Genomic DNA, 24,474 nt, shown 5'->3' with positions numbered 1-24,474 from the left:
GATGTCACGCGTCAGTGCTTGAAGCAGTTTTCGCGGTGCCATTTGAGGAACGCGGGATGGGGCCGGTCGGAAGGTCGGGAAGGGGAAAGTGCACGACCGCTCTTGTTAATAAATGTCCGAATGGACTCCTGATCATTGACCTGCCGAGAAATGAGGATCTCGAGGTCATCGGATAGACTTATTAAACCGCGATCGAACATCCAATGTGCCGTTCCGGAAAGAGCAATGCCATTACTAACGGTATCCGGCCCGTTGGCCTCTACTGGCCGGATATGAGCTGCGGCAACTTCGGCCCGCCCGCCACCATTGATGAATTTCAACCCTGCGATCGCGCACCGTTCGTCATAGGCGCGCAGAACAATTCGCCTGAATATTCGGTCCCGAACGATCCTCGATGAAAGAAACGTCGTACGGTTCCGTTCGATTTCATACTCGAAGGGCGCCTGCGCTTCTTCGAAGCCAGGAACATTGAGTTCTTCTTCGATACCTCTAGGGAGAACGGGAGAATCGTCGTTTAAGCCAATCGTGACGATTCTGGCGAAATCGTCTGGCGAGAGGTCGCGTACGGCCGATTGCGCGCGCCCCGAAACACGCCCCTCGTTGTTAAGGAGTCCACGTTCGACAACACCCTCAACATCGGAAAACGGTACTGGATTAGGAAACTCCAGGTAACTCCCGGGCTCGATTACGGCTATAAACATTCCATCGACGCCGGGGTCAGGTATTACTTGGAGCACCCTCGCGATAGCGAAGTATCCACGCGTGTCGGGAACTTTGCGGGGCTCATAGTAGACGATCCAATCGCCGACACAGGAATTGACGCGACTAAGATACTGCTTTGGGAACTGATATCGCTCCGCTGGGCTATCGTCGTAGATTGAATCGAACCGGTGAATGAAGACGCCGAAAGCCATGAAATCCCTTTGTCGAATACGCGAGGCAGGAGCACGGGCAAATGTGGGATACAAAACTACAACAACCGTAGCAGACGCCAAGCGGATGCCCGATACCGCTTCGTTTCCAGTCCCCAGTTGACCCCGCCCCCGGTTTCAGTCCATCTACCCGTCGACCCCTGAAATCCGGCTCACGTGATGGCGAACGAACGCTACAATCCCCGCGAATCCGAAGCACGCTGGCAGAAAGTCTGGGACGACGAGAAGGTCTTCACGACCGACAACGACGACCCGCGGCCGAAGTACTACGTGCTCGAGATGTTCCCGTATCCGTCGGGCAAGATCCATATCGGCCACGGCCGCAACTATGTGATGGGCGACGTGGTCGCGCGCTACAAGCGCGCCAAGGGCTTCAACGTCCTGCATCCCATGGGCTGGGACGCCTTCGGCCTGCCCGCCGAGAACGCCGCGATCGAGAAGAAGGTCCATCCCAAGGAATGGACCTACGAGAACATCGAGACGATGAAGGCGCAGCTCAAGCTGCTCGGCCTGTCGATCGACTGGAACCGCGAACTGGCGACCTGCGATCCGGAATATTATTCCAAGCAGCAGCTGCTGTTCGTCGAGTTCCTGAAGGCGGGCCTGGTCGAGCGCCACACCTCGCTGGTCAACTGGGATCCGGTCGACCAGACCGTGCTCGCCAACGAGCAGGTTATCGACGGGCGCGGCTGGCGCTCCGGCGCGCCGGTCGAGAAGCGCGAGCTGGCGCAGTGGTTCTTCAAGATCACCGACTACGCCCAGGAGCTGCTCGACGCCATCGACACGCTCGACAACTGGCCCGACAAGGTGCGCCTGATGCAGCGCAACTGGATCGGCCGGTCCGAGGGCCTGCGCTTTTCCTTCGACATGGTCGACGGCGACGGCAAGGCCGTCGACGAGCCGCTCGTCGTCTACACCACCCGCCACGACACCATCTTCGGGGCGAGCTTCTGCGCCGTCTCGCCGGATCATCCGCTGGCCAAGCGGCTTGCCGAAACCAATCCGGAGCTGGAGGCCTTCCGGCGCGAATGCGCCGCGCTCGGCACCAGCGAGGAGGCCATCGAGCGGGCCGAGAAGAAGGGCTTTGCCACGGGGCTCTATGCGGTTCATCCGTTCCGGCCCGACGTGAGGCTACCGGTCTACGTCGCCAACTTCGTGCTGATGGGCTACGGCGAAGGCGCCGTCTTCGGCTGCCCGGCGCACGACCAGCGCGACCTCGACTTCGCCCGCAAGTACGACCTGCCGGTCATTCCCGTCGTTGCCCCGGCCGATGCCGATCCGGCGACCTTCGAGGTTGGCGACGAGGCCTTCGTCGAGAAGGACGGCGAGGCGGTGGTGCTGATCAACTCCGAATTCCTGAACGGCATGAGCGTGCCGCAGGCGAAGGAGGAGATCGCCGACCGCATGGAAGCCGCCGGCACCGGCGCGCGGAAGGTGAATTTCCGCCTGCGCGACTGGGGCATCTCGCGGCAGCGCTACTGGGGCTGCCCGATACCGGTAATCCATTGCGATTCCTGCGGAATCGTCCCCGTGCCGGAGGCCGACCTGCCGGTCCTGCTGCCCGACGACGCGACCTTCGACAAGCCGGGCAATCCGCTCGACCACCATCCGACCTGGAAGCATGTCGACTGCCCGTCCTGCGGCAAGGCGGCGCGGCGCGAAACCGACACGATGGACACGTTCGTCGATTCCTCGTGGTACTTCGCCCGCTTCTGCTCGCCGCGCGACACCGATGTCGTCGACCGCAAAGCCGTCGACGACTGGCTGCCCGTCAACCAGTATATCGGCGGCATCGAGCACGCCGTCCTGCATCTGCTCTATTCGCGCTTCTTCCTGCGCGCCATGAAGAAGACCGGCCACACCACCCTGGAAGAGCCGTTCCGGGGCCTGTTCACGCAGGGCATGATCACCCACGAGACCTATCGCGGCACGCAGGGGCAGTGGATGTTCCCCGAAGAGGTGGAGCACCGCGAGGACGGCTCCGTCGTCGCCCGCGCCGATGGGTCTGCGGTCACGGTCGGCGCGCCGGAGAAGATGTCGAAGTCGCGCAAGAACGTCGTCTCGCCGGAGGCAATCGTCGAGACCTACGGCGTCGACGCGGCGCGCTGGTTCATGCTCTCCGACACTCCGCCGGAGCGCGACAGCGAATGGACCGAATCCGGCGTCGAGGGCGCCTGGCGCTTCGTCCAGCGGCTGTGGCGGCTGGTCGGCCAGGTCGCGGAACTCGCCCCGCCGGTCGGGACCGCCCTGCCGCAGGCGTTCGGGTCCGAGGCCGAGGCGCTGCGCCGGGTGACGCACAAGGCGCTCGCGGCGGTGTCCAAGGATATCGAGGAGCTGCGCTTCAACCGCGCCATCGCCCATGTCTACGAGGTCGTCAACGCGGTGACGGCCGTGCTCGGCTCGGCCTCCAACGGCGCGACCGCGGCCGATCTCGGCTGGGCCCTGCGCGAGGCCGCCGAGGTCATCGTGCGGATTTCCGCGCCGATGGTACCGCATCTGGCCGAGGAATCCTGGCGCGTGCTGGGCCACGACAGCCTGCTGGCGCTGGCCGACTGGCCGCAGGTCGATCCGGCGCTTCTGGTCGAGGATACGGTGACGCTGCCGGTCCAGGTGAACGGCAAGCGCCGGGATGAGCTTGTCATTTCGCGCGATGCGGATCAGTCTGCGATCGAGGCCGCCGCGCTGGCGCTGACCGGCGTCCAGCGCGCCATCGGCGACAAGCCGGTGCGCAAGATCATCGTCGTGCCCCAGAGGATCGTGAATGTGGTCGCCTGATTTCGCATTGCCGCGCAAAGCCGCCCTCGCGCTCGGCCTCCTCGCCGCGACGCTTGTCGGCGGCTGCCAGGTGAAGCCCCTGTACGGCCCGGCGGCGACCGGCACCGGCGGCATGACCACCACGGCGCTCGCCGATGTCGACGTGGCGCCGGTCGAGGGCCGCGTCGGCCAGCAGGTCCGCAACGATCTGTTGTTCTACATGAACGGCGGCGCTGAATCCGGCGGCAGCTACATCGTCGATCTCAACGTCCAGGCGCGCTACACCAACGTGCTGACGCGCTCTATTTCCGGCCTTCCTGGCGGCCGCAACCTGCGGCTCCAGGTGCGCTATACGCTCAAGAAGGTGGGCGAGGAAGGCACGCTGACCACCGGAACGGTCACGCGGATCGCCTCGTTGGACTATTTCAACCAGCGTTTTGCCAATGATCGCGCCATGATCGACGCGGAGAACCGGGCCGCCAAGGAAGCCGCCGCCGACATCCACCTGCGCCTCGCCTCCTTCTTCGCCACGGGCAAGAGCTACAAGGTGGTCGATACGGAAGAGCCCGACGACGACGCGCTGACGACCACGGGCGACACCATCTTCGACGATCAGGAACAGACCTACGGCGCGCCGCAGCTATGACCGCGCTGAAGGGCGACGCCGTCGGCCGTTTCCTCAAACGACCCGACAAGCCGGTCGCCCTCGTCTACGGCCCCGACACGGGTCTGGTCGGCGAGCGGGCCCGGGCGATCATCGACGGCTTCCTGGGGCCGGACGCCGACCCCATGGCCCGCGCCGTGATCGAAGGCGACGGCCTGCCCGGCGCGCCGGAACGCCTGGCCGAGGAAGCCCATTCGGTGCCGATGTTCGGTGGCCGCCGGGCGATCCGCGTGCCGGCCGGATCGAAGAACATCCTGCCCGCCGTGCAGCCGCTCCTGTCCGATCCGCCGCGCGAGGCCATCGTCGTCATCGAAGGCGGCGACCTGAAGCCGTCCTCGCCGCTGCGCAAGGCGATCGAGAAGTCCGACCAGGCCGTCGCCATCCCCTGCTATGTCGACGACGCCCGCGCAGTCGAGACCCTGATTACCGAAGAAATGACAGCCGCCGGGCTGCAGGTCAGCCCCGACGCGCGGGCCGCGCTCCTGCGCCTTCTCGGCGGCGACCGCCTCGCCTCGCGCGGCGAATTGCGCAAGCTCGCCACCTATTGCCACGGCGGTGAGCGCGTCGAGATCGAGGATGTCGGCGCCGTCGTCGGCGACGCCTCTGCGCTAGAGCTCGACGTTCTGATCGATTCCACCGCGCTCGGCGACGCCGGCCAGGCCGATCTCGTGCTGCGCCGCTGCCTTGCCGCCGGCACCGCGCCGGGCAGCATCGTCTCCGCGCTGTCGCGCCATTTCATGCAATTGTCGGAGGCAAGGCTGAAGATCGATCGCGGCGCCACCGCCGACGCCGCCATGCGCGAGCTGCGGCCGCCGGTGTTCTTCAAGCGCCAGAACGGGTTCCGCCGGCAGCTCGGGCTGTGGTCGCCGGAGGCGCTGGGCCGTGCCCTGGAGCTGATCGCGGCGACGGAAGCAAGCGTCCGTCTCGAGCCCGACCTCGCCGACGCGATGACCAGCCGGGCGCTGATCACGCTTGCGGGCGCTGCGCGCGGCCCGCGGCAGGGGCGATAGCCCCCGAATCCTGAACTTTAGGCGGGCGCTAGCCCCTGATTCCTAGATTTTAGGGGGCGATAGGCCCCCTAATCCCAAATCCTACTTGTCGACGAGGCGCTCGATGACGCCGTCGAGCTGTTCCAGCGTCTTGTAGCGGATCCGGAGCTCGCCGGCGCCAGACGACTTGTGCCTCAGGTCGACGGCCAGGCCGAGCGCGTCGGACAGACGCTTCTCGATCGCCCGGGTGTCGGCGTCCTTGTCGGGCGCCCCGGCGGACTCGTGCGCGGTCTTCTCCGGCCGCTTCATCAGCGCCTCGGCCTCGCGCACATTGAGGCCGCTTTCGATGATCTCCCGCGCCAGGTTCTCGGGATCGTCATGGGTGACGAGCGTGCGGGCATGGCCGGCACTCAGGCTTCCGTCGGCGATCATGTCCTGGACAGGATTGGGAAGTTTCAACAATCTCAACGTGTTAGCGACGTGACTTCGACTCTTTCCTATGACGTCGCCAAGCTCCGCCTGGGTGTAGGCGAACTCGTCGATGAGGCGCTGGTAGCCCTCGGCCTCCTCGAGCGGATTGAGATCGGCGCGCTGGACGTTCTCGATGATCGCGATCTCGAGCGCCTCGCGGTCGCCGACCTTGTGCACGACGACCGGCACCTCGTGCAGGCCGGCGCGCTGGGCCGCGCGCCAGCGCCGTTCGCCGGCGATGATCTCGAACCGGTCGGCATCTTCCGGCGTGGCGCGCACCAGAATCGGCTGAACGATGCCCTTTTCGCGGATCGACGCGGCGAGATCGGCCAGGTCCTCGTCGCCGAAGCGCTTGCGCGGGTTGCGCGGATTGGGGCGCAAGAACTCGATCGGGACCCGCCGCTGGCCGCGGGCGCGGTCCAGGGCGGATTTCTCGGTATCGACATCGCCGATCAGCGCGGCGAGGCCGCGCCCGAGCCGCGAGGGCGCGCCTTGGCCGCCGTCTTCCTTTTTCGCCATCGTCGTCGCTGTCGTCGCTGCGGGTTTCGCCATGGTCATTGTTGCGGATCCGAATCGAGTCACGGTTGGGTCGAGATCAAGCAGCCCGTAGGCGGCGTTCACGCTGGATTATTTCGGATGCGAGTCGAATATACGCCTGGCTTCCGGCGCAGTGCATATCATAGAGCAGCACCGGCTTTCCGAACGACGGCGCCTCGGACACCCGCACATTCCGCGGGATCACCGTGTCGTAGACGTTCTTGCCCATGTGCCGCCGCACGTCGTCGACCACCTGTCCCGACAGGTTGTTGCGGCGGTCGAACATAGTCAGCACGATGCCGTGGATCGACAGGGACGGGTTCAGGGCCGTCTTGACGTGCTCGACCGTCTGCAGGAGTTGGCTCAGGCCCTCCAGCGCGAAGAACTCGCATTGCAGCGGCACGAGCACCGAGTTGGCCGCGCTCAGCGCATTGATGGTCAGGAGGTTCAGCGACGGCGGACAATCGATCAACACGTAATCGATGCCGAAATCGTCGTCGTCGTGGGGCGCCCTCGCCCCGAACGGTTGCCGGATCGCGTTGCGCAGCCGGAAGGAGCGGTCGTGCGCGCCCATCACTTCCTGCTCGAAGCCCAGCAGATCCAGCGTCGATGGCACCACCGACAGCCGCGGCACCGCGGTATCCATGATCGCGTCGACCAGGCTTCTCTCGCCGGACAGCACATCGTAGACGGAGCGGTCTCGCATGTTGCGGTCGATGCCGAGGCCCGTCGAGGCGTTGCCCTGCGGATCGAGATCGACGACGAGAACGCGCTCGCCGATGGCGGCAAGCGCGGTCCCCAGATTGATGGTCGTGGTCGTCTTGCCGACCCCGCCCTTCTGGTTGGCGATGGTGATGACGCGCGGTGTCATGCGGCAGGCCTCCGGAAACGATCTACAGGTCTTTAGGCGCTTTTGCGGACACAGTCATCAACGATGACCAGGGCGCTGCCCGCTTGCGTCCGGCTCGGTACGAGTCTGTAGCTGAATGTCCAACATGTTGAGGCCTGGGTCAATTCACGCTCTACATCTTGACCCTTGTGGAAAACCGCGATCGCGCCGCGCGCGATCATCGGAGCGGCCATTTTCAACAGCTTTTCCAAGGGCGCCAGCGCCCTTGCAGTCACCACGTCGACCGGCTCGTCCCACGCCTCGACGAACGTTTCTATGCGTTCACAGTGCACGGTCGCCGGTGCGGCGGTGCGCCGGGCGGCCGCGCGCAAGAAGGCGCATTTGCCCGAAAGCGATTCGACCAGATGCACCTCAGCGCCTGGCTTCTCGGCCATGACGACGGCGACGACCATGCCCGGAAGACCCGCGCCGGAGCCGAGATCGACCCAGCGCCGGGCCTCAGGCGCACAAGCCACAGCCTGTGCACAGTCCGCTATATGCCTTGTCCACAGGCGGGAAAGCGTGTCCGGTCCGACCAGGTTTTTGGCTTTGCTCCACTTTCTGAGCTCGTCCACGTAGTTATCCAGTCTCGTCTCTGTTTCACGTGAAACGTCGACGAGATCGCGCACGAGGGCCAGGCCCGCAGCCCGATCCGCATCCGAATCGACTTTGTCCCCGCTACGCACTCTTGCGGCCTTCGCTGCGCCGGCGCAGATGCGCGGCAAGCAGGAGCAGCGCCGCCGGGGTCATGCCCTCGATCCGGGCGGCCTGCCCGACCGAATGCGGACGGACCGTCGACAGTTTCTCCCGGATCTCGTTCGTCAACCCGGCAAGCGCCGCGAAATCCATATCCGCGGGAATCTCCAAGGTCTCGTCGCGCCGGAACCGGTCGATATCCGCCTTCTGCCTCTCCAGATAGACCGCGTAGCGCGCCTCGATCTCGAGTTGCTCGCCAATTTGTTTCGGAAGCGCACCGAGCTCCGGCCAGATCGCTTTCAGCCGGGTCAGGTCGATATCCGTATAGGCCAGCAGATCCAGAGCGGACCGACGCTGTCCGTCATGGTTGAGCGCCAGTCCCCGGCGCGCCGCCTCCTGCGGAGTCAGGTTGAGCGAACCCGCCAGCGCCTTGGCCTCGTCCAGGGCCGTCATCTTCCTTTCGAAGGCCAGCGCCCGCTCGGTACCGACACAGCCCAGCGAAATCCCCCGCGCGGTCAACCGCTGATCCGCATTGTCCGCGCGCAGGGTCAGCCGATACTCAGCCCGCGAGGTAAACATGCGATAGGGTTCACTAACCCCGCGCATGACCAGGTCGTCGATCATGACCCCGATATAGGCATCGGACCGATCGATCACGATCCCATCCGTTCCGGATGCGAATCGAGTCGCATTGAGCCCGGCCACGAGCCCCTGCGCGGCCGCCTCTTCATATCCGGTTGTGCCGTTTATCTGGCCGGCAAGGAACAGACCCGCCACCCGTTTCGTCTGCAGCGTCGGCTCGAGTTCGCGCGGATCGACAAAATCGTACTCGATCGCATAACCAGGCCGCAGGATCACCGCCCGCTCCAGACCCGGCATGGATGCGACGATCGCCGTCTGTACATCCTCGGGAAGCGACGTCGATATCCCGTTCGGGTAGACCGTGTCGTCGTCCAGGCCCTCCGGCTCCAGGAAGATCTGGTGGCTGTCGCGATCGGCGAAGCGGACGACCTTGTCCTCTATCGAGGGACAATAACGCGGACCCCGACTTTCAATCCGCCCGGAATACATCGCTGATCGGCCGAGATTAGCCTCTATGATCGCATGCGTCCGCGCGACCGTCCGGGTTATGTGGCAGTCGATCTGCGGTGTCTCGATCTTGTTGGTCAGGAAGGAAAACGGGACAGGCTCGGCATCGCCCGGCTGGCGCTGCAGAGCCGCCCAGTCGATCGTCCGCCCGTCGAGCCGCGGCGGCGTTCCCGTCTTCAGCCGCCCGAGCCGGAAGCCGAAAGCCTCGATTCGCTCGGCCAGCTTTACCGCCGGCTTGTCCCCCACCCGACCCGCCGGCCAGGTCTTCTCGCCCAGATGGATCAGACCGCGCAGGAAGGTTCCGGTCGTCACCACCACGGCGCCGGACCGGTAATGCCGGCCATCCACGGTCGTTACGCCACCGACTCGATTCCACTCGACAATCAGATCGGCCACCTCGCCGCTTATGATATCGAGATTAACGATGCCCCCGAGCTCGGCCTGCATCGCCACGCGATACAGTTTCCTGTCTGCCTGCGCGCGGGGTCCGCGCACGGCAGGGCCTTTCCGCCGGTTCAGGAGACGGAACTGGATGCCGGCGCGATCTGCGACCCGGCCCATCACCCCGTCCAGCGCATCGATCTCGCGGACGAGATGGCCCTTGCCGACCCCGCCGATCGCCGGATTGCAGGACATCTCGCCGATCTTGGCCGGGTCCTGGGTAATCATTGCCACGGTCGCGCCGGCGCGTGCCGCCGCAGCCGCAGCCTCGCACCCCGCATGGCCACCGCCGATCACCACGACGTCGTATATCTTTATCTGCGTCATTGTCCGCATCCCGAGACGCGCTGATTACAGTGATTGCCCCGCCGCTGCCAAGGTCCGATTGCGCGCCGAACCTGTTTCACGTGAATCCCCGGCTGCGGTCTGCCGAGGCGTTAACCGTGATTCACGTGAAACATTCCAATTCGCATCACCGCTTATTCTTACTTGCCGATGCAGAACTGCCCGAAGATCGCGTCGAGCACATCCTCCACATCGATCCGGCCGGTTATGCGCCCAAGCGCGTTCGCCGCCGCCCGCAACTCCTCGGCAACCAGATCGCCGTCCGCCACATAGTCGAGCCGCCCCGCCCGCTCCAACGCGGCAAGCGCCGCCATCGTTTCGCTGCGATGCCGCGCCCGCGTGATCACGGATTCCGTTCCGGATCCGACTCGATCCTGAATCCAATCCGTCAACGCCTCGATCAGGGCAGAAATGCCGGCGCCCGTCTTCGCCGAGATACCGAACCGATTATCCGCCAGCCGCCCCGCGTCTCCGCCCTTTACGTCAACCTTGGTCTCCACGATCCAGGCCGTCGCACCCCCCGATCCATCAAGCCCCGGACCCGCCATCGGATCCGTGCCCCGCTCGACCAGCCACAACACCAGATCGGCCCGCGACGCGTGATCGCGCGCGCGCCGTACCCCTTCCGTCTCGATCGCATCCGCCGTTTCCCGAATTCCCGCCGTATCCACCACCGTTACCGGAACCCCGGCGAGATCGAGCCGCACCGCGATCGCATCGCGCGTCGTCCCCGGCACCTCCGAGACGATCGCCACGTCGCGGCGCGCCAAAGCGTTGATCAGGCTCGACTTTCCGACATTCGGTTCACCGGCGATGACCACGGTAAGGCCGTCGCGAATCATCTCGCCTCGCCCGCCATCGGCGAGTTCCCGCCCCATCTCCGCGGTGAGCTCCGCGATCTCCGGCCCAACCTGCTGGCTCACCCCTGCCGGCACATCGTCCTCGTCGGCGAAATCGATGCCCGCTTCGCACAACGCCAGGATGCCTATCAGCCGCTCCCGCCAGGTGTCGTACACCCGCCCGGCCCGGCCCTCGAGCTGGCGCAGGGCCTGGCGCCGTTGCGCCTCGGTCTCCGCGTCGATCAGATCGGCAAGACCCTCGACCTCGGTCAGATCGAGCTTGCCGTTGCCGAACGCCCGCCTGGCGAACTCACCCGCCTCGGCCACGCGCAGACCGTCGAGCCCGGACAGCGCCTCGATCAATCCCGCCACGACCGCCCGGCCGCCATGGACATGGAACTCGACGCAATCCTCGCCGGTGAAACTCGCCGGACCCGGCATCCACAGCACGAGCCCCTTGTCGATCGCCTCGCCGTTCCGCCCCCGAATCGACCGCAACGACGCCATGCGCGCAGCCGGAACCGACCCGGCCAGACTTTCAACCGACCGAGCCGACGCCGGACCCGACACCCGCACCACCGCGACACCGGCCTTGCCCGCGCCGCTCGAGACCGCGAAGATCGTGTCGGTCTCCACCCGATCACACCGCCCTGTCACTTCTCCACCACCGCCTTAGATACCTTCATGGAAACCGCAGAACCGGCATGACCGAAAACCGCCTCAGCCACGAAACCAGCCCCTATCTCCTCCAGCACGCTGACAATCCGGTGCACTGGCACCCCTGGGGAGCCGAGGCCCTCGCCGAAGCCAGGTCTTCAGGCAAGCCCATCCTTCTGTCGATCGGCTACGCCGCCTGCCACTGGTGCCATGTCATGGCCCACGAAAGCTTCGAGGATCCCGAAACCGCCCGCTGGATGAACGATCTGTTCGTCAACATCAAGGTCGACCGCGAGGAACGCCCCGATATCGACCAGCTTTATATGGCAGCGCTACACCAGTTGGGCGAGCAGGGCGGCTGGCCTCTGACCATGTTTCTGACCCCGGACGGCGACCCGTTCTGGGGCGGAACCTACTTCCCCAAGACCGCCCGCTACGGCCGGCCCGGCTTCGTCGACGTCCTCAAGCACATCGCCCGGATCTTCCGCGAGGAACCGGACAAGATCGAGCAGAACCGCGCCGCCATCACCGCCCGCCTGACGCCGCCCGCAGGCGAACCCGGCCAGCTGTCGCCGGACATCGTCCCGGCGATCGCCGGCAAGCTGATCGAGATCTTCGACCCCGTGAACGGCGGCCTCAACGGCGCGCCGAAATTCCCGCAGGCCCCTATCCTCGATCTCGTCTGGCGCGCCGGCCTGATGACCGGACAGACGCGGTTCTTCAAAACCGTCGAGCACACCCTTTCGAGGATCGCCCGCGGCGGCATCTACGATCATCTCGGCGGCGGCTTCGCCCGCTACGCAGTCGACGAGCGCTGGCTGGTGCCGCATTTCGAGAAGATGCTCTACGACAACGCCCAGCTCATCGAGCTGATGACCACGGCCTGGCTCAGGACCGGAAATCCGCTGTTCCGCACCCGAATCGAGGAAACCGTTGACTGGCTGACACGAGAGATGATTGCGGAGGGCGGCGCCTTTGCCGCCAGCCTCGACGCGGATTCGGAAGGCGAGGAAGGCCGCTTCTACGTCTGGGACAAGGCCGAGATAGACGGCCTCCTCGGCGATAAAGCCGCCCTGTTCGCCAAGGCCTACGACGTTACCGAAGTGGGCAATTTCGAAGGCCGGACCATCCTCAATCGCCTCGACGATCCGTTCCCCCTATCCGAAGCCGACGAAACCCATCTGGCCGAAGCCCGGACAATCCTGTTTGAGGCCCGCGAACCGCGCGTTCATCCCGGCCGCGACGACAAGATCCTCGCCGACTGGAACGGCATGATGATCGCCGCCCTCGCCTATGCCGGACGGACATTCGAGCGCCCGGATTGGATCGCTCTCGCCGAGACCGCCTATCGTTTCGTCACCGACTCGATGACGCGCGACGGCCGTATCGCCCATGCCTATCGCGACGGCAAAATGACATGGCCGGGATTATCCTCCGACTACGCCGCGATGGCCTCCGCCGCCCTCGCCCTGTTCGACGCCACCGGCGATCGTCCCTATCTCGATGATGCCATCTCGCTTGCGGACTGCCTCGAGACCTGGCACGTGGGCGACGACGGCACCTACCGCCTCGCCGCCTCCGATGCCGCCGACGTGACCATCCGGATGCGGTCCGGCGTCGATGAGGCCACCGCAAATCCAAACGGCATCGCCGCCACCGTCCTCGTCCGTCTGTATCACATCACCGGCGAAGGTCCCTTCCTCGCCCGCGCCGACCGACTTCTCGCCGCCTTTGCTTCCGATGCGGCGCAAAATCCCGTCGGCCACGCGAGCCTGCTGTCCGCCCTCGCTCTGCGGACCGCCGGCGTCCAGATCGTGGTCATCGGGGATGCCGGCGATCCGGCCATGAAAGCGCTCGTTTCCGCCGTCAATAGCGTTCCGGACCCGAATCGAAGCCTGATAACGCTGTCACCAGGCGACGATCTGCCCGCCGGCCATCCCGCGCTGGGGAAATCCCAGGTCGACGGATCCGCCACCGCCTATGTCTGCCGCGGCGACACCTGCTCGCTCCCCGTAACGGATCCGAATCGGTTGAAGGACGCGCTCAATCCGGCCTGAGCGCGCTACTTCTTCTTCACCTTGTACTTAATCGTAATCCCGAGAGGAGCACGTTGCCGCAGGTATCGGCAGCGTCGGAGTTATACCGCTCCATTTCCAGCCCAATCATGTCGCCGGGCTTCCGATCGCTCAGGATCCCATCCGAACCGAGAATGAACACCTTGCGAACGCCAACCCAAGGATGCGCCACACTTACAAACGGCCCGCCGCGCGGACGCAGGAATGTCGGATCGCCGTCGTAGCCGCCCATTTCACCGACGCGGACGCGCGTGTATCCACCCGCCTCGTATTCCACGGCACCGAACATGGCGGTGCTGCTGATGGGAACCGAAAAGGACACCCTTTTGGCGGACGCAGGCGAACTGGAAATCATCATCGCAGCCACCGCCATTACAAGGCAGAAAAGTCCTGCGGGCGCCGAAACGCCCTCCCCCCGAAAGACATACAGGTTCTCCCATCTAGATCCATTGCTACGGGGAAACCTAAACAATTACCAAACATTCCCTTAAGTAACTCCGGCCAAACGACACCGCCCGCATCACCGATCGGCCGCTCAAACGAAAAGGCCGGACCCCGCGGGGCCCGGCCTCCATATCTCACCGTAAGCAAACCGGTGTTCAGGTGTTCATCGAATCGAAGAACTCGTCGTTGCTCTTCGTCTGCCTGAGCTTGTCGAGCAGGAACTCGATGGCGTCCACCGTCCCCATCGGATTGAGAATGCGGCGCAGCACGTACATCTTCTTGAGCTTGTCCGGCGGGACCAGAAGCTCTTCCTTGCGGGTGCCCGACCGGGTGATGTCCATGGACGGGAACACGCGCTTGTCGGCCACCTTGCGGTCGAGGATGATTTCCGAATTGCCCGTACCCTTGAACTCTTCGAAGATCACTTCGTCCATGCGGCTGCCCGTATCGATCAGCGCGGTCGCGATGATCGTCAGCGAGCCGCCCTCCTCGATGTTGCGCGCCGCGCCGAAGAACCGCTTCGGCCGCTGCAGGGCATTGGCGTCGACACCACCGGTCAAAACCTTGCCCGAGGACGGCACCACGGTGTTGTAGGCGCGGCCGAGGCGCGTGATCGAATCCAGCAGGATCACGACGTCGCGACCGTGCTCCACCAGGCGCTTGGCCTTCTCGATCACCATTTCCGCCACCTGAACGTGGCGCGCCGCCGGCTCGTCGAAGGTCGAGGAAATCACCTCGCCCTTCACCGACCGCTGCATGTCGGTCACTTCTTCCGGCCGCTCGTCGATCAGAAGAACGATCAGATAGCACTCGGGATGATTGGTCGTGATCGAATGGGCGATGTTCTGAAGCAGAACCGTCTTGCCGGTCCGCGGCGGCGCGACGATCAGGCCGCGCTGGCCCTTGCCGAGCGGCGCGACCAGGTCGATCACCCGCGCCGACATGTCCTTTCCCGTCGGAACCTCGAGCTCCATGTTGAAGCGTTCTTCAGGGTAAAGCGGCGTCAGGTTGTCGAAATTGATCTTGTGGCGCGCCTTCTCCGGGTCCTCGAAATTGATCGTGTTGACCTTGAGCAGCGCGAAATACCGTTCGCCCTCCTTGGGGCTGCGGATCATGCCTTCCACCGTATCGCCGGTGCGCAGGCTGAACCGGCGGATCTGGCTCGGGCTCACATAGATGTCGTCCGGACCCGGCAGATAGTTCGCGTCGGGCGAGCGCAGGAAGCCGAATCCGTCCTGCAGCACCTCAACGACGCCTTCGCCGACGATTTCGACGTCCTGGGCCGCGAGCTGCTTGAGGATCGCGAACATCAGCTCCTGCTTGCGCAGGCCGCTCGCGTTTTCGACTTCCAGGCTTTCGGCAAAGGCGAGCAGCTCCGGAGGCGACTTCGCCTTGAGCTCCTGAAGCTTCATTTCCCGCATCGGCGGTAAACTCCTGTGGCGGTATACGCCTGAGTGGTTCGGGGGGTGTGGACCGGCGAAAAGATCGGGTCCATCGTTTTTGTGGAGATTAACGAGGCTGGAACTCGCACCCGAGACGGGCGGATCGATGTCCTACGCTCGATTAGGTGAGTCGGGCGATTATATATACCGCGTCACAAGACGCCACAAGTATTCCGCTTCGGTTTCGCTCAGAACGGCTTCACGATCACGAGAATGACGATGATGACCATCAATACGGTCGGCACCTCGTTCATGATCCGGAAGAATCGTGCCGAATGCCGGTTCCGGTCCTCGGCGAAGGCACGAACGTAGCCCGAAAACATGCCGTGCACCGCCGAAAGCGCTATTACCAGCGCGAACTTGGCATGGAACCAGCCGGACGTCCACCAGCCCCCGTCCCAGGCAAGCCACAATCCGAGCGCCCAGGTCACAACCATGGCCGGGTTGATGATGAACCGCAGAAGCCTGCGCTCCATCACCTTGAACGTCTCGGACTGCGCCGATCCCGGCGCCGCCTCGCAATGATAGACGAACAGCCGCGGCAGATAGAGCATGCCGGCCATCCACGAGATCACCGCGATCAGGTGAAACGCCTTCAGCCACAGATACAGCCCCGACGGCTGCCAGAGCGCCAGTCCGCCGAACAGCGCCGCCGCGACGGCGACGCCGACGACGGCCCTCAGAACAAGCGTGCGGCGCGGACTGTCGCTCACCCCGTCCCCTTCCGCACCCGCTTCAGCATCGATTCGACGTGGGCTATCGGCGTCTCCGGCAGAATCCCGTGGCCCAGGTTGAAGATCAGCCGCCCCGCCGACAGCGTTTCCAGGATCCGGTCGACGCTTTCGTCCAGCGCCCTGCCGCCGGACAGAAGCGCCAGCGGATCGACATTGCCCTGAACCGCCGTCACCGGCTGCAGGCTGTCGCGGGCGAACGCCAGCGGCATCGTCCAGTCGAGACCGATGGCGTCGATCCCCGTACCCTCGACATAGGCCTTGGCACGCGCGCCGGCCCCGCGCGGGAAACCGATTACCCGCGTCCCCGGGATCTCGGCCCGCACCGCATCGACGATCCGCCGCGTCGGCTCGATCGCCCAGCGCCTGAAGCCGTCTTCGTCGAGCACCCCCGCCCAGGTATCGAAGATCTGGATGGCGTCCGCGCCGGCCCTGAGCTGGCGGATCAGATAGTCGGCCGACGCCTCGACCAGAATATCGATCAGCTGCTGGAACAGCTCCGGCTCGCCATAGGCCATCATCCGCGCCGGTCTCTGATCCGGCGTGCCCTGACCGGCGATCATATACGTGGCGACCGTCCACGGCGCCCCGCAGAAGCCCAGCAGCGTCACCTCGTCGGGTAATCCCGCCCGCACCCGTTCCACCGTCTCGAACACCGGGGCAAGATGGCTGGCGATCCTCTCCGGCGTCAGCGCCGCGATCGCCGCGCCTCCCGATAGCGGCGCGAGCCTGGGCCCTTCGCCCTGCTCGAACCGCACCGGCTGTCCGAGTGCATCCGGCACGACCAAGATGTCGGAGAACAGGATCGCCGCATCGAACCCGAACCGCCGTATCGGCTGCAGCGTCACCTCGGTCGCAGCCTCCGGCGTGTAGCACAGGTCCAGGAAACTGGGATAGCGCGCCCGCACGTCCCGGTACTCCGGCAGATACCGTCCTGCCTGCCGCATCATCCAGACGGGCGGCACGTCGTATCGCTCGCCTGCCAGAACCTTCGCCACGCGACGATCAACAGGCCGATGGTCTTCTTTCAATAGAGTCAAAGAGAGAGGATTCCTTCGATTCCGATTCTTAGAGAGCCAACTAGCGGGATTAAACTCTGTCCACAACACCGGTCCCAGAATGATCTGACAAGCCGCATTTCGTCGCGGCCCGGCCCGTTAAGATTTCATTAATAATTTCAAGGCCCCACCGGCTCGGTCCGAAAACCGGCTCAGCATGTTTACCCATTATTAACGAAATCAACCGGACATCCCCGATCCCCTCCTCGAACGGAAGAACCTGTTGATGACCGAGCGGGTCAAACGCTAAGTCAGCGGATAGGATTCCCGACCGCGCCCCAGAGCGTGGGATAACGACCAGGTTCTCCACAGGTCTCAACAAGCCGATGCCGGATCGCATTCATAGCTACGTTCACCTGCACCTGGTCTCCGATGCGACGGGCGAGACGCTGATCGCGGTGGCGCGCGCGGTGGCCGCGCAATACGCTTCGGTGCGCGCGATCGAACACGTCTATCCGCTGGTGCGTTCGCAAAAGCAGCTCGAGCGCGTCATTACCGACATCGAGGACGCGCCGGGCATCGTCCTCTATACGCTGATCGGGGCCGAGCTCAGCGAGCGGCTGGAAAAGCGCTGTAAGGAGATCGGCACGCCCTGCGTATCGGTGCTCGCACCGGTGCTCGGCGTGTTCCGCTCCTATCTCGGCACCGAGTCGACGCCGCGTATCGGCGGACAGCACGTACTCAACACGGAATATTTCCGCCGCATCGACGCATTGAACTACACGCTGCTGCACGACGACGGGCAGATGCCGGAGGATCTGAACGAGGCGGACGTCGTCCTCGTCGGCATCTCGCGCACGTCGAAAACACCGACCAGCATCTATCTCGCCAACCGCGGCATAAAGACAGCCAATATCCCCGTGGTGCCCGGCATCCCCCTGCCACCGCAGCTCGACGAGGTGACGAAGCCGCTGATCGTCGGCCTGATCGCCAGCCCCGAGCGTATCGTCCAGATCCGCCAGAATCGCCTGTTGTCGCTGAACGCCGACGACAACACCGCCTATGTGGACAAGTCGAGCGTGGCAGCCGAGATCGCCTTTACCCGCAAGCTCTGCGCCCGCCAGGGCTGGCCGCTGATCGATGTGACCCGCCGTTCCATCGAGGAAACGGCCGCGGCGATCCTCGCCCACTATAAGGAGCACGCCAATGACGCATGACCGTCCGCTTGCCCTGAAACCGGTGGTTCTGGCATCCGCCAGCCGTACCCGCCGCAGCCTGCTCGAGGCCGTTGGCCTCGACGTCGAGGCCGTTCCGTCGGGTCTCGACGAGCGCGCGATGATCGACGCGATAGTTCAGGACACCGAGGAGGATCTGCCGCCCGCCGATGTCGCCTCGGTCCTGGCCGCCGCCAAGGCCGATGCCGTAAGCGCCAACCGTCCCGGTGCCATCGTCATCGGCGCCGACCAGACGCTCGAGCTCGACGGCGAACTCTTCGTCAAGCCCGAGAGCATCGAACAGGCCCGTTCGAACCTCCTGCGTCTGCGCGGCAAGACCCATCTGCTTCATGCCGCCGTCGCGATCGTGCGCGATGGCGAGCAGCTGTGGTCGACGCTCGAGACCGCGGCGCTGACCATGCGCGACTTCACCCCGCAGTTCCTCGGCCGCTATTCGGTCGCCGCCGGTGAAGACATGCTCGACAGTGTCGGCTCCTACCGGGTCGAGGGTCTCGGCCTGCAGCTCTTCGAGCACATCGACGGCGATCACGCCACCATCCTCGGCCTGCCCCTCCTGCCCGTTCTGGCTGAATTGAGAAAGCTCGGCGTCGTCGAAAAATGAACGATATACCAAAGGCCTGCGTCATCGGCTGGCCGGCCAGGCATTCACGCTCGCCGCTTATCCACCGTCATTGGCTTCGGCGCTACGGCATCGCCGGCGACTACGTCATCGAGGAAATCGAGCCGGAGGATTTCGAGGCCTTCCTGTCCGATCTTTCCGCGCACGGTTATGTCGGCTGCAACGTCACGCTGCCGCACAAGGAAGCGGCCGCCCGTCTCGTCGCCCGGCGTGACGAGACCGCGGCGCGCCTCGGTGCGGTGAACACGGTCTGGTACCAGGACGGAGACCTCGTCGGCGCCAATACCGACGTCTACGGCTTCCTCGCCAATCTCGATGCCGGCGCGCCGCGATGGGACGCGGGCCTCGACCGCGCCGTGGTGCTTGGCGCCGGCGGTGCGGCGCGCGGCATCGTCCACGGACTGCTGACCCGCGGTGTCGGCCGCATCGATGTCGTCAACCGCTCCCTCGATCGGGCCGCGGCCCTGGCCGACGCTTTCGGCCCGGCGGTGATCGCCCGCGGCTGGGACGAGATCGATACGGTGCTCGAGGATGCGCGCCTCCTCGTCAACACGACGTCGCTCGGCATGCAGGGCAATCCGCCGCTCGAGATCGATCTCGCACCGCTCGCCGCCGAGGCCATCGTCAACGACATCGTCTACGTGCCGCTCGAGACCAATCTCCTGAAAGCGGCGCGCGCGCGCGATCTGAACGCCGTCGACGGTCTCGGCATGCTGCTCTATCAGGCGGTGCCGGGCTTCGAGAAATGGTTCGGCGTGCGCCCGGATGTGACTTCCGACCTGCGCGCCGTTCTCGTCAAGGATATCGAGGGGACCTGATGTTCATAATCGGCCTGACCGGATCGATCGGCATGGGCAAGTCGGCGACCGGGCGCATGTTCGCCGCCCGCGGCGCGCCGGTGCACGATGCGGATGCGGAGGTCCATCGCCTCTATGCGAACGAGGCCGTCGGTCCGATCGGCGACGTCTTCCCCGATGCGATCGTGGACGGCAGGGTCGACCGCGACCGGCTGTCGAAACTGGTGCTCGGCGACGATCAGGCGATCAAACGGCTGGAGAAGATCGTCCATCCGCTGGTGCAGGCGCGGGAAACGGCCTTTCTCGACGCGGCGTTCGCCGGAGGCCGTCGCTTCGCCGTCGCCGAGGTGCCGCTTTTGCTCGAGGTCGGCGGCGATGCGCGTGTCGACGCGGTGGTTCTCGCCTCCGCTCCCGCCGCGGTGCAGCGCGAACGCGTGCTGAAGCGCGGCGGCATGAGCGCGGAGAAGTTCGAGAAGATCCTCGCCCGGCAGATGCCCGACGCCGAAAAACGCAGGCGCGCCCACTTCGTCGTCGACACCAGCCGCGGCTTCGGCTTCGCGGAGAAACAGGTGGACGATATCATGCGGGCCCTTGCCGCCTCACCGGGCGCGGCCTATGCACGAAGACGCTGGGGCTGAGCCCGGACCCGGCATGACCAGTCCAGGGACCTGCCGGGCGGCGCGGTCCGGGAGCCAGAGGGGAGGATCGGCGCGCCGATGCGCGAGATTGTGCTCGACACCGAGACCACCGGACTGAATCCGGCCGGCGGCGACCGGGTGGTGGAGATCGGCGGCGTCGAGCTGCTCAATCACATCCCGACGGGCCGGAACCTGCACCTTTACATAAATCCCGAACGCGACATGCCCGCCGAGGCCTTCGCCGTGCATGGGCTGTCGATCGAGTTCCTGGCCAACTATCCCGTCTTCGCCGACATCGCCGACCAGTTCGTCGAGTTCGTCGCCGATTCGAAGCTCATCATCCACAACGCCTCGTTCGACATGGGCTTCCTCAACCACGAGCTCGAGACGCTCGGTCGCGCGCCGATCCCCTATACCCAGGCGGTCGACACGCTGATGCTGGCCCGCCGCCGCCATCCCGGCGGTCCGAACAATCTCGACGCCCTGTGCGGTCGCTACGGCATCGACAATTCGCGCCGCGACAAGCACGGCGCACTGCTCGACGCCGAATTGCTCGCCGAAGTCTATATCGAGTTGATCGGTGGCCGGCAGGCCGCGCTTTCCCTGGTCGAGACCGTCTCCGGCTCGGGCGGCGGCGCCGACGAAACGCGCGCAGCCCGCCCGGTTCCGCTGGCCCCGCTGATCAGCGAAACGGAAAAGGCGGCTCACGCCGCCTTTATCGCCAAACTCGGACCCGACTCCATCTGGCGCAAATACCGCACCCTTCCAGAGGAATAGCCGGTCCCGGATTAGCCGGCCCCTGGGGACCGGCCATCGGAGTTCCGGATAAGCGCGAGGCTGGCCGGGATCTCAGGCCTGAGCCGCCGGCTGCTGCGCCATGCGCTGCTGGTAGAGTGCGGCGAAGTCGATGAGGCCGAGCATGACCGGCGGGAATCCGCCGGCGCCGATCGTGTCGGCGACGATCTGCCGCGCGAACGGGAACAACAGGCGCGGGCACTCGATCATGACGAACGGCTGGAAATGTTCCTGCGGGATGTTGCGGACCCGGAACAGGCCGCAATAAACGAGTTCCAGCGCGAAGATCACGGTCGTCTCGTCACCCGCGCGCGCTTCCAGCTTGAGTTCGACCTCGATCTGGTCGTCGCCGGCCGGATTGGCGTTGACCTGGATGTTGAAGTTGATCGGCGGCTGGCCGGTGCGCTGCTCGGTCATCGAGGCCGGTGCGCGCGGGTTCTCGAAAGACAGGTCCTTGATGTACTGGGCAAGCACCTCGATGCTCGGGCCGGCCTGCTGGCCAGTCGCGGCCGCACCGCCCTCGCTTCCGGCCGCGCCGCCGCCATTGGTGGGTTCATTGGTCATGGAATGTCGCTCCGGAGCTTGCGTTGATCCACAGATCGGTTTCAAGGGGCGCTAAAGGATGTCGAGCCGGTCTTCGCAGTCTTGCGGGCTCTCCCGGTGGCTCTTTAGCGTGTCGGGCCGCTGGCTAACACGTCACCCCCGAGGCGGGCAAGCGGCGCGGAACCGACACCGCTCGGCGCACCCTCACGGATTGCGCCATGGCGACGGCCCGCCGCGCGAGGACGTGCCGCCAGACGAGTCGCCGGACTTGGTATCGCCAGTTCCGGCATCGCCCGGCCCGGAGTCTTCGGCCCCGTCGGTGTCGATCTCTATCTCGTAGGCCTCGACATCGATGACGTCGTCCCGCCGTCCGTGTCGGCCGCGGGGGTGTCCGCCCGGCCGCCCACCCGGTCCCCCGCCGCCCATCTCGACGACGGTGACGCGGCCGGCGAGCCAGCCGGCGATTGCCGAGACGATCACGCGCCGGGCCGGCGGGACCAGCAGCGTGAAGCCGATCGCATCGGTCAGGAAGCCGGGCGTCAGCAGCAGCGCGCCGGCGACGAGAATCGCCAGGCCCTCGCTCATCGCGTCCGTCGGCAAGACGTTGCGGTCGATGTCGGCACGCGCCTTGGCGAGCGTTTCCAGCCCCTGCCGGCGGACCAGCCAGGCGCCCGCGATCGCGGTCAGGATCACGATCGCGATGGTGGCCAGCACGCCGATTTGCTCGCCGATGACGACGAACAGCGCGATTTCGGCGATCGGAATGCCCAGAAACAGGGCGAAGAGAACCAAACCCATCGTCTGTCGTTTTAACCCCGTTGGTGTTTTACGGTCGATCCGGGCGCGATGCACTGGACCGCGCCGGATCAATCCTTACATAGTAAGCACTGGCCAATCCCGCCTTCTTTCTTGGCGCACCGGGCAAATCCCGGTAAACGGGTGCTGATGAACGGCATATTCGATATCTACACGATCCTCTTCCTGGTCCTCGCCGTGGTGATTTTCCTGCGGCTGCGGAGCGTGCTCGGCCGGCGCACCGGCAACGAGCGCCAGCCGTATGATCCTTTCTCGGCACCGAAGGAAAGCGGGTCGGCTGCATCCGACAAGGTCGTCAACCTGCCGCCGCGCGCCGAATCGGGTGCGCCGCGCGCGAACGCCGCCAACGACGATTTCGGCGATATCGCCCCGCGCGGCTCCGATCTCGCCCAGGGCCTGTCCGCGATCAGGCAGACCGATCCGGCCTTCGATCCGAAAGGATTCGTCGACGGCGCCAGGATGGCCTACGAGATGATCGTCACCGGCTTCGCCGATGGCGACCGCAAGATGCTGAAGAACCTTCTGTCCCGGGAGGTCTATGACGGCTTCGTCGGCGCCATCGCCGATCGCGAGAGCCGCGGCGAGACCGCGATGTCGAACTTCGTCTCGATCGACAAGGCCGACATCACCGAGGCGCAGCTGCGCGGGCGCACGGCCCACGTCACCGTGCGGTTCGTCTCGCAGCTCATCACCGCCACACGCGACAAGGACGGCGCGGTGATCCAGGGCGATCCCAACGCGGTCACCGAGGTGACGGACATCTGGACCTTCGCCCGGGACCTCGGATCGCGCGATCCGAACTGGAAGCTCGTTGCCACCGAGTCTGCCGACTGAGCTGATCGCCCGCTTCACCGCGCGTCCGCGCTGGCGCCGCGAGCTGGCCTGCGTGGCCGGCGCTGTCGCGCTCGCGGCCGTGGTGGCGCTCGTGTTCGCGCTGCCCGGCCGCGACCGGTCGATCGCCGACCATCCCGCCGTCAAGGCCGGTCACCGTCTGGTGGCCGTAGGCTTCGAGGATCTGCCCGGCTTTTCCGCCGACGATCCGTCCGAGGCCTTCGCGGCGTTCCTGCGCTCCTGCGGCCATGGCCGCGACGAAAGCCGGCTCGCCGATGTCTGTCTCAAGGCGGAGGCGCTGTCCGACCCGGACGCCGACGCCGTTCGCGCCTTCTTCGTCGGGAACTTCCGCCCCTACCGCGTCGAGCCGAAGGACGGCGCGGCGGTCTATACCGCTTATTACGAGCCCGTCGTTCCCGGCTCGCGCGTAAAGACCGGACGTTTCGCGACACCGCTCTATCCGCTGCCCGCCGGTCTCGAGCCGGTCACCGGCAAGACTCGTCCCGAAGGCTGGGACGAGACCCTGACCTGGGGCCGCAGGACCGAACGCGGCTTCGAGCCCTTCTATACCCGCGCCGAGATCGACGGCGGCGCCCTCGACGGCGCGGTGAAGCCGCTCGTCTATGTCGAGGATTCCGTCGAGGCCTTCTATATCCACATCCAGGGCTCGACCCGCATCGCGCTGCCCGACGGCGCGCTGATGCGCGTCGGCTTCGCCGGCAAGAACGGCCATCCCTATTCGTCGGTCGGCAAGGCGATGCAGGCCAAGGGCATCGTGCCGGACGGCGGCTTCTCGATGGATGCGATGCGCGCCTACTTCCGTGCCAATCCGGACATCACGCCGTCTCTGCTGCAGGAAAACCGCTCCTATATCTTCTTCCGCGAGATCGCCGGCCTCGCCCCGGACCTCGGGCCGATCGGCGGCGAGGGCGTGCCCCTGACCGCGGGGCGGTCGATCGCCGTCGACACCGCCTATCATCGCTACGGCACCCCGGTCTTCGTCGACGCCGAGCTGCCAATCGGCAAGGACCGCGCCCGCGAACCGTTCCGCCGCCTGATGATCGCCCAGGATACCGGCTCGGCGATCAAGGGCCCCGCGCGCGCCGACCTGTTCTGGGGCACCGGCCGTGAGGCAGGCTCGATGGCCGGCGGCATCAAGGCCGACGGGAGTTTCTTCGTCTTCGTGCCGAAGCCGTGAGGCCGGATC

Annotated in this window: 23 protein-coding genes; 11 read left to right on the top strand and 12 right to left on the bottom strand. The window is 65.4% G+C overall.

Annotated features, from left to right (window positions below; genetic code table 11):
- Positions 1-11 precede the first annotated feature (11 nt).
- Complete coding sequence (locus MUB46_RS10185; protein WP_261615792.1) at positions 12-914, bottom strand: HNH endonuclease; 903 nt, start codon at positions 912-914, stop codon at positions 12-14.
- 177 nt (positions 915-1,091) lie between these two features.
- On the opposite strand from MUB46_RS10185, the gene leuS reads away from it, so the two are divergent.
- Genes leuS through holA form a run of 3 tightly spaced genes read left to right on the top strand, consistent with a single transcriptional unit; the run spans position 1,092 to position 5,360 of the window.
- Positions 1,092-3,707, top strand: coding sequence for a leucine--tRNA ligase (gene leuS / locus MUB46_RS10180; protein ID WP_261615791.1), 2,616 nt, complete (start codon positions 1,092-1,094; stop codon positions 3,705-3,707).
- Positions 3,694-4,332 carry an LPS assembly lipoprotein LptE gene (locus MUB46_RS10175; protein ID WP_261615790.1) on the top strand — a complete coding sequence of 213 codons (639 nt, stop codon included), beginning with the start codon at positions 3,694-3,696 and terminating at the stop codon, positions 4,330-4,332. Before leuS ends, MUB46_RS10175 begins: the two co-directional genes overlap by 14 nt.
- A complete protein-coding gene (gene holA, locus MUB46_RS10170) occupies positions 4,329-5,360 on the top strand; it encodes a DNA polymerase III subunit delta (protein ID WP_261615789.1) in 1,032 nt (343 codons plus the stop codon). Before MUB46_RS10175 ends, holA begins: the two co-directional genes overlap by 4 nt.
- Before the next feature lie 81 nt (positions 5,361-5,441).
- On the opposite strand, the gene MUB46_RS10165 is transcribed toward holA, so the two are convergent.
- From MUB46_RS10165 to mnmE, 5 genes are all read right to left on the bottom strand, one after another.
- Positions 5,442-6,329, bottom strand: a complete 888-nt coding sequence (locus MUB46_RS10165) for a ParB/RepB/Spo0J family partition protein (protein WP_261616053.1) — start codon at positions 6,327-6,329, stop codon at positions 5,442-5,444.
- A gap of 76 nt (positions 6,330-6,405) precedes the next feature.
- Positions 6,406-7,218, bottom strand: coding sequence for a ParA family protein (locus MUB46_RS10160; RefSeq protein WP_261615788.1), 813 nt, complete (start codon positions 7,216-7,218; stop codon positions 6,406-6,408).
- Between the two features lie 32 nt (positions 7,219-7,250).
- The gene (rsmG, locus tag MUB46_RS10155) at positions 7,251-7,922 is read right to left on the bottom strand and encodes a 16S rRNA (guanine(527)-N(7))-methyltransferase RsmG (protein WP_261615787.1); all 672 of its coding nucleotides are present in this window, start codon (positions 7,920-7,922) and stop codon (positions 7,251-7,253) included.
- Positions 7,915-9,789, bottom strand: coding sequence for a tRNA uridine-5-carboxymethylaminomethyl(34) synthesis enzyme MnmG (gene mnmG / locus MUB46_RS10150; protein WP_261615786.1), 1,875 nt, complete (start codon positions 9,787-9,789; stop codon positions 7,915-7,917). Before mnmG ends, rsmG begins: the two co-directional genes overlap by 8 nt.
- A 158-nt stretch (positions 9,790-9,947) precedes the next feature.
- Positions 9,948-11,282 carry a tRNA uridine-5-carboxymethylaminomethyl(34) synthesis GTPase MnmE gene (gene mnmE, locus MUB46_RS10145; protein ID WP_261615785.1) on the bottom strand — a complete coding sequence of 445 codons (1,335 nt, stop codon included), beginning with the start codon at positions 11,280-11,282 and terminating at the stop codon, positions 9,948-9,950.
- Positions 11,283-11,350: 68 nt separating this feature from the next.
- On the opposite strand from mnmE, the gene MUB46_RS10140 reads away from it, so the two are divergent.
- Entirely contained in the window at positions 11,351-13,360 is a 2,010-nt protein-coding gene (locus MUB46_RS10140) for a thioredoxin domain-containing protein (RefSeq protein WP_261615784.1), read from the top strand.
- Positions 13,361-13,376: 16 nt separating this feature from the next.
- On the opposite strand, the gene MUB46_RS10135 is transcribed toward MUB46_RS10140, so the two are convergent.
- From MUB46_RS10135 to hemE, 4 genes are all read right to left on the bottom strand, one after another.
- Entirely contained in the window at positions 13,377-13,736 is a 360-nt protein-coding gene (locus MUB46_RS10135) for a hypothetical protein (protein ID WP_261615783.1), read from the bottom strand.
- Positions 13,737-13,977: 241 nt separating this feature from the next.
- Entirely contained in the window at positions 13,978-15,243 is a 1,266-nt protein-coding gene (rho, locus tag MUB46_RS10130) for a transcription termination factor Rho (RefSeq protein WP_261615782.1), read from the bottom strand.
- 209 nt (positions 15,244-15,452) lie between these two features.
- Positions 15,453-15,977, bottom strand: a complete 525-nt coding sequence (gene hemJ, locus MUB46_RS10125) for a protoporphyrinogen oxidase HemJ (RefSeq protein ID WP_425256242.1) — start codon at positions 15,975-15,977, stop codon at positions 15,453-15,455.
- Positions 15,974-16,945: a uroporphyrinogen decarboxylase gene (gene hemE, locus MUB46_RS10120; RefSeq protein ID WP_425256250.1), complete on the bottom strand. Its 972-nt coding sequence runs from the start codon at positions 16,943-16,945 to the stop codon at positions 15,974-15,976. Before hemE ends, hemJ begins: the two co-directional genes overlap by 4 nt.
- Positions 16,946-17,379: 434 nt before the next feature.
- On the opposite strand from hemE, the gene MUB46_RS10115 reads away from it, so the two are divergent.
- The 5 genes from MUB46_RS10115 to dnaQ all read left to right on the top strand — a co-directional run bounded on the left by MUB46_RS10115 (position 17,380) and on the right by dnaQ (position 21,059).
- Positions 17,380-18,210, top strand: coding sequence for a pyruvate, water dikinase regulatory protein (locus tag MUB46_RS10115; RefSeq protein ID WP_261615780.1), 831 nt, complete (start codon positions 17,380-17,382; stop codon positions 18,208-18,210).
- Positions 18,200-18,829, top strand: coding sequence for a Maf family protein (locus tag MUB46_RS10110; protein ID WP_261615779.1), 630 nt, complete (start codon positions 18,200-18,202; stop codon positions 18,827-18,829). Before MUB46_RS10115 ends, MUB46_RS10110 begins: the two co-directional genes overlap by 11 nt.
- Positions 18,826-19,665: a shikimate dehydrogenase gene (locus tag MUB46_RS10105; RefSeq protein ID WP_261615778.1), complete on the top strand. Its 840-nt coding sequence runs from the start codon at positions 18,826-18,828 to the stop codon at positions 19,663-19,665. The genes MUB46_RS10110 and MUB46_RS10105 overlap by 4 nt, the downstream gene beginning before the upstream one ends.
- Positions 19,665-20,282, top strand: a complete 618-nt coding sequence (coaE, locus tag MUB46_RS10100; RefSeq protein ID WP_261615777.1) for a dephospho-CoA kinase — start codon at positions 19,665-19,667, stop codon at positions 20,280-20,282. The genes MUB46_RS10105 and coaE overlap by 1 nt, the downstream gene beginning before the upstream one ends.
- A 78-nt stretch (positions 20,283-20,360) precedes the next feature.
- Positions 20,361-21,059: a DNA polymerase III subunit epsilon gene (dnaQ, locus tag MUB46_RS10095; protein ID WP_261615776.1), complete on the top strand. Its 699-nt coding sequence runs from the start codon at positions 20,361-20,363 to the stop codon at positions 21,057-21,059.
- A gap of 72 nt (positions 21,060-21,131) precedes the next feature.
- Here the strand turns inward: dnaQ and secB are convergent, their stop codons facing one another.
- Together secB and MUB46_RS10085 are read right to left on the bottom strand one after the other, a co-directional pair.
- Positions 21,132-21,641 (bottom strand): protein-export chaperone SecB, encoded by a 510-nt coding sequence (secB, locus tag MUB46_RS10090; RefSeq protein ID WP_261615775.1) that lies wholly within the window; start codon positions 21,639-21,641, stop codon positions 21,132-21,134.
- Between the two features lie 183 nt (positions 21,642-21,824).
- Complete coding sequence (locus MUB46_RS10085) at positions 21,825-22,418, bottom strand: FxsA family protein (protein ID WP_261615774.1); 594 nt, start codon at positions 22,416-22,418, stop codon at positions 21,825-21,827.
- Positions 22,419-22,565: 147 nt separating this feature from the next.
- Here MUB46_RS10085 and MUB46_RS10080 point away from each other — a divergent pair, with 147 nt between their 5' ends.
- Together MUB46_RS10080 and mltA are read left to right on the top strand one after the other, a co-directional pair.
- Positions 22,566-23,270: a Tim44/TimA family putative adaptor protein gene (locus MUB46_RS10080; protein WP_261615773.1), complete on the top strand. Its 705-nt coding sequence runs from the start codon at positions 22,566-22,568 to the stop codon at positions 23,268-23,270.
- Complete coding sequence (mltA, locus tag MUB46_RS10075) at positions 23,248-24,465, top strand: murein transglycosylase A (protein ID WP_261615772.1); 1,218 nt, start codon at positions 23,248-23,250, stop codon at positions 24,463-24,465. Before MUB46_RS10080 ends, mltA begins: the two co-directional genes overlap by 23 nt.
- Positions 24,466-24,474 lie beyond the last annotated feature (9 nt).

The sequence above is a fragment of the Microbaculum marinisediminis genome, assembly GCF_025397915.1.
Taxonomy (GTDB): Bacteria; Pseudomonadota; Alphaproteobacteria; order Rhizobiales; family Tepidamorphaceae; genus Microbaculum; species Microbaculum marinisediminis.
The sequence above is the reverse complement of the archived record's forward strand: the minus strand, read 5'-3'. Positions and strand labels throughout refer to the sequence as shown.

Coding starts and splice junctions, on each gene's coding strand:
- MUB46_RS10115 (WP_261615780.1), top strand. CDS start 17,380: ATGCCGGATCGCATTCATAGCTACGTTCACCTGCACCTGGTCTCCGAT.
- leuS (WP_261615791.1), top strand. CDS start 1,092: ATGGCGAACGAACGCTACAATCCCCGCGAATCCGAAGCACGCTGGCAG.
- MUB46_RS10085 (WP_261615774.1), bottom strand. CDS start 22,418: ATGGGTTTGGTTCTCTTCGCCCTGTTTCTGGGCATTCCGATCGCCGAA.
- mnmG (WP_261615786.1), bottom strand. CDS start 9,789: ATGACGCAGATAAAGATATACGACGTCGTGGTGATCGGCGGTGGCCAT.
- rho (WP_261615782.1), bottom strand. CDS start 15,243: ATGCGGGAAATGAAGCTTCAGGAGCTCAAGGCGAAGTCGCCTCCGGAG.
- holA (WP_261615789.1), top strand. CDS start 4,329: ATGACCGCGCTGAAGGGCGACGCCGTCGGCCGTTTCCTCAAACGACCC.
- MUB46_RS10135 (WP_261615783.1), bottom strand. CDS start 13,736: ATGATGATTTCCAGTTCGCCTGCGTCCGCCAAAAGGGTGTCCTTTTCG.
- MUB46_RS10165 (WP_261616053.1), bottom strand. CDS start 6,329: ATGGCGAAAAAGGAAGACGGCGGCCAAGGCGCGCCCTCGCGGCTCGGG.
- secB (WP_261615775.1), bottom strand. CDS start 21,641: ATGACCAATGAACCCACCAATGGCGGCGGCGCGGCCGGAAGCGAGGGC.
- MUB46_RS10110 (WP_261615779.1), top strand. CDS start 18,200: ATGACGCATGACCGTCCGCTTGCCCTGAAACCGGTGGTTCTGGCATCC.
- dnaQ (WP_261615776.1), top strand. CDS start 20,361: ATGCGCGAGATTGTGCTCGACACCGAGACCACCGGACTGAATCCGGCC.
- coaE (WP_261615777.1), top strand. CDS start 19,665: ATGTTCATAATCGGCCTGACCGGATCGATCGGCATGGGCAAGTCGGCG.
- MUB46_RS10080 (WP_261615773.1), top strand. CDS start 22,566: ATGAACGGCATATTCGATATCTACACGATCCTCTTCCTGGTCCTCGCC.
- MUB46_RS10185 (WP_261615792.1), bottom strand. CDS start 914: ATGGCTTTCGGCGTCTTCATTCACCGGTTCGATTCAATCTACGACGAT.
- MUB46_RS10105 (WP_261615778.1), top strand. CDS start 18,826: ATGAACGATATACCAAAGGCCTGCGTCATCGGCTGGCCGGCCAGGCAT.
- MUB46_RS10140 (WP_261615784.1), top strand. CDS start 11,351: ATGACCGAAAACCGCCTCAGCCACGAAACCAGCCCCTATCTCCTCCAG.
- MUB46_RS10175 (WP_261615790.1), top strand. CDS start 3,694: ATGTGGTCGCCTGATTTCGCATTGCCGCGCAAAGCCGCCCTCGCGCTC.
- MUB46_RS10160 (WP_261615788.1), bottom strand. CDS start 7,218: ATGACACCGCGCGTCATCACCATCGCCAACCAGAAGGGCGGGGTCGGC.
- hemE (WP_425256250.1), bottom strand. CDS start 16,945: ATGATGCGGCAGGCAGGACGGTATCTGCCGGAGTACCGGGACGTGCGG.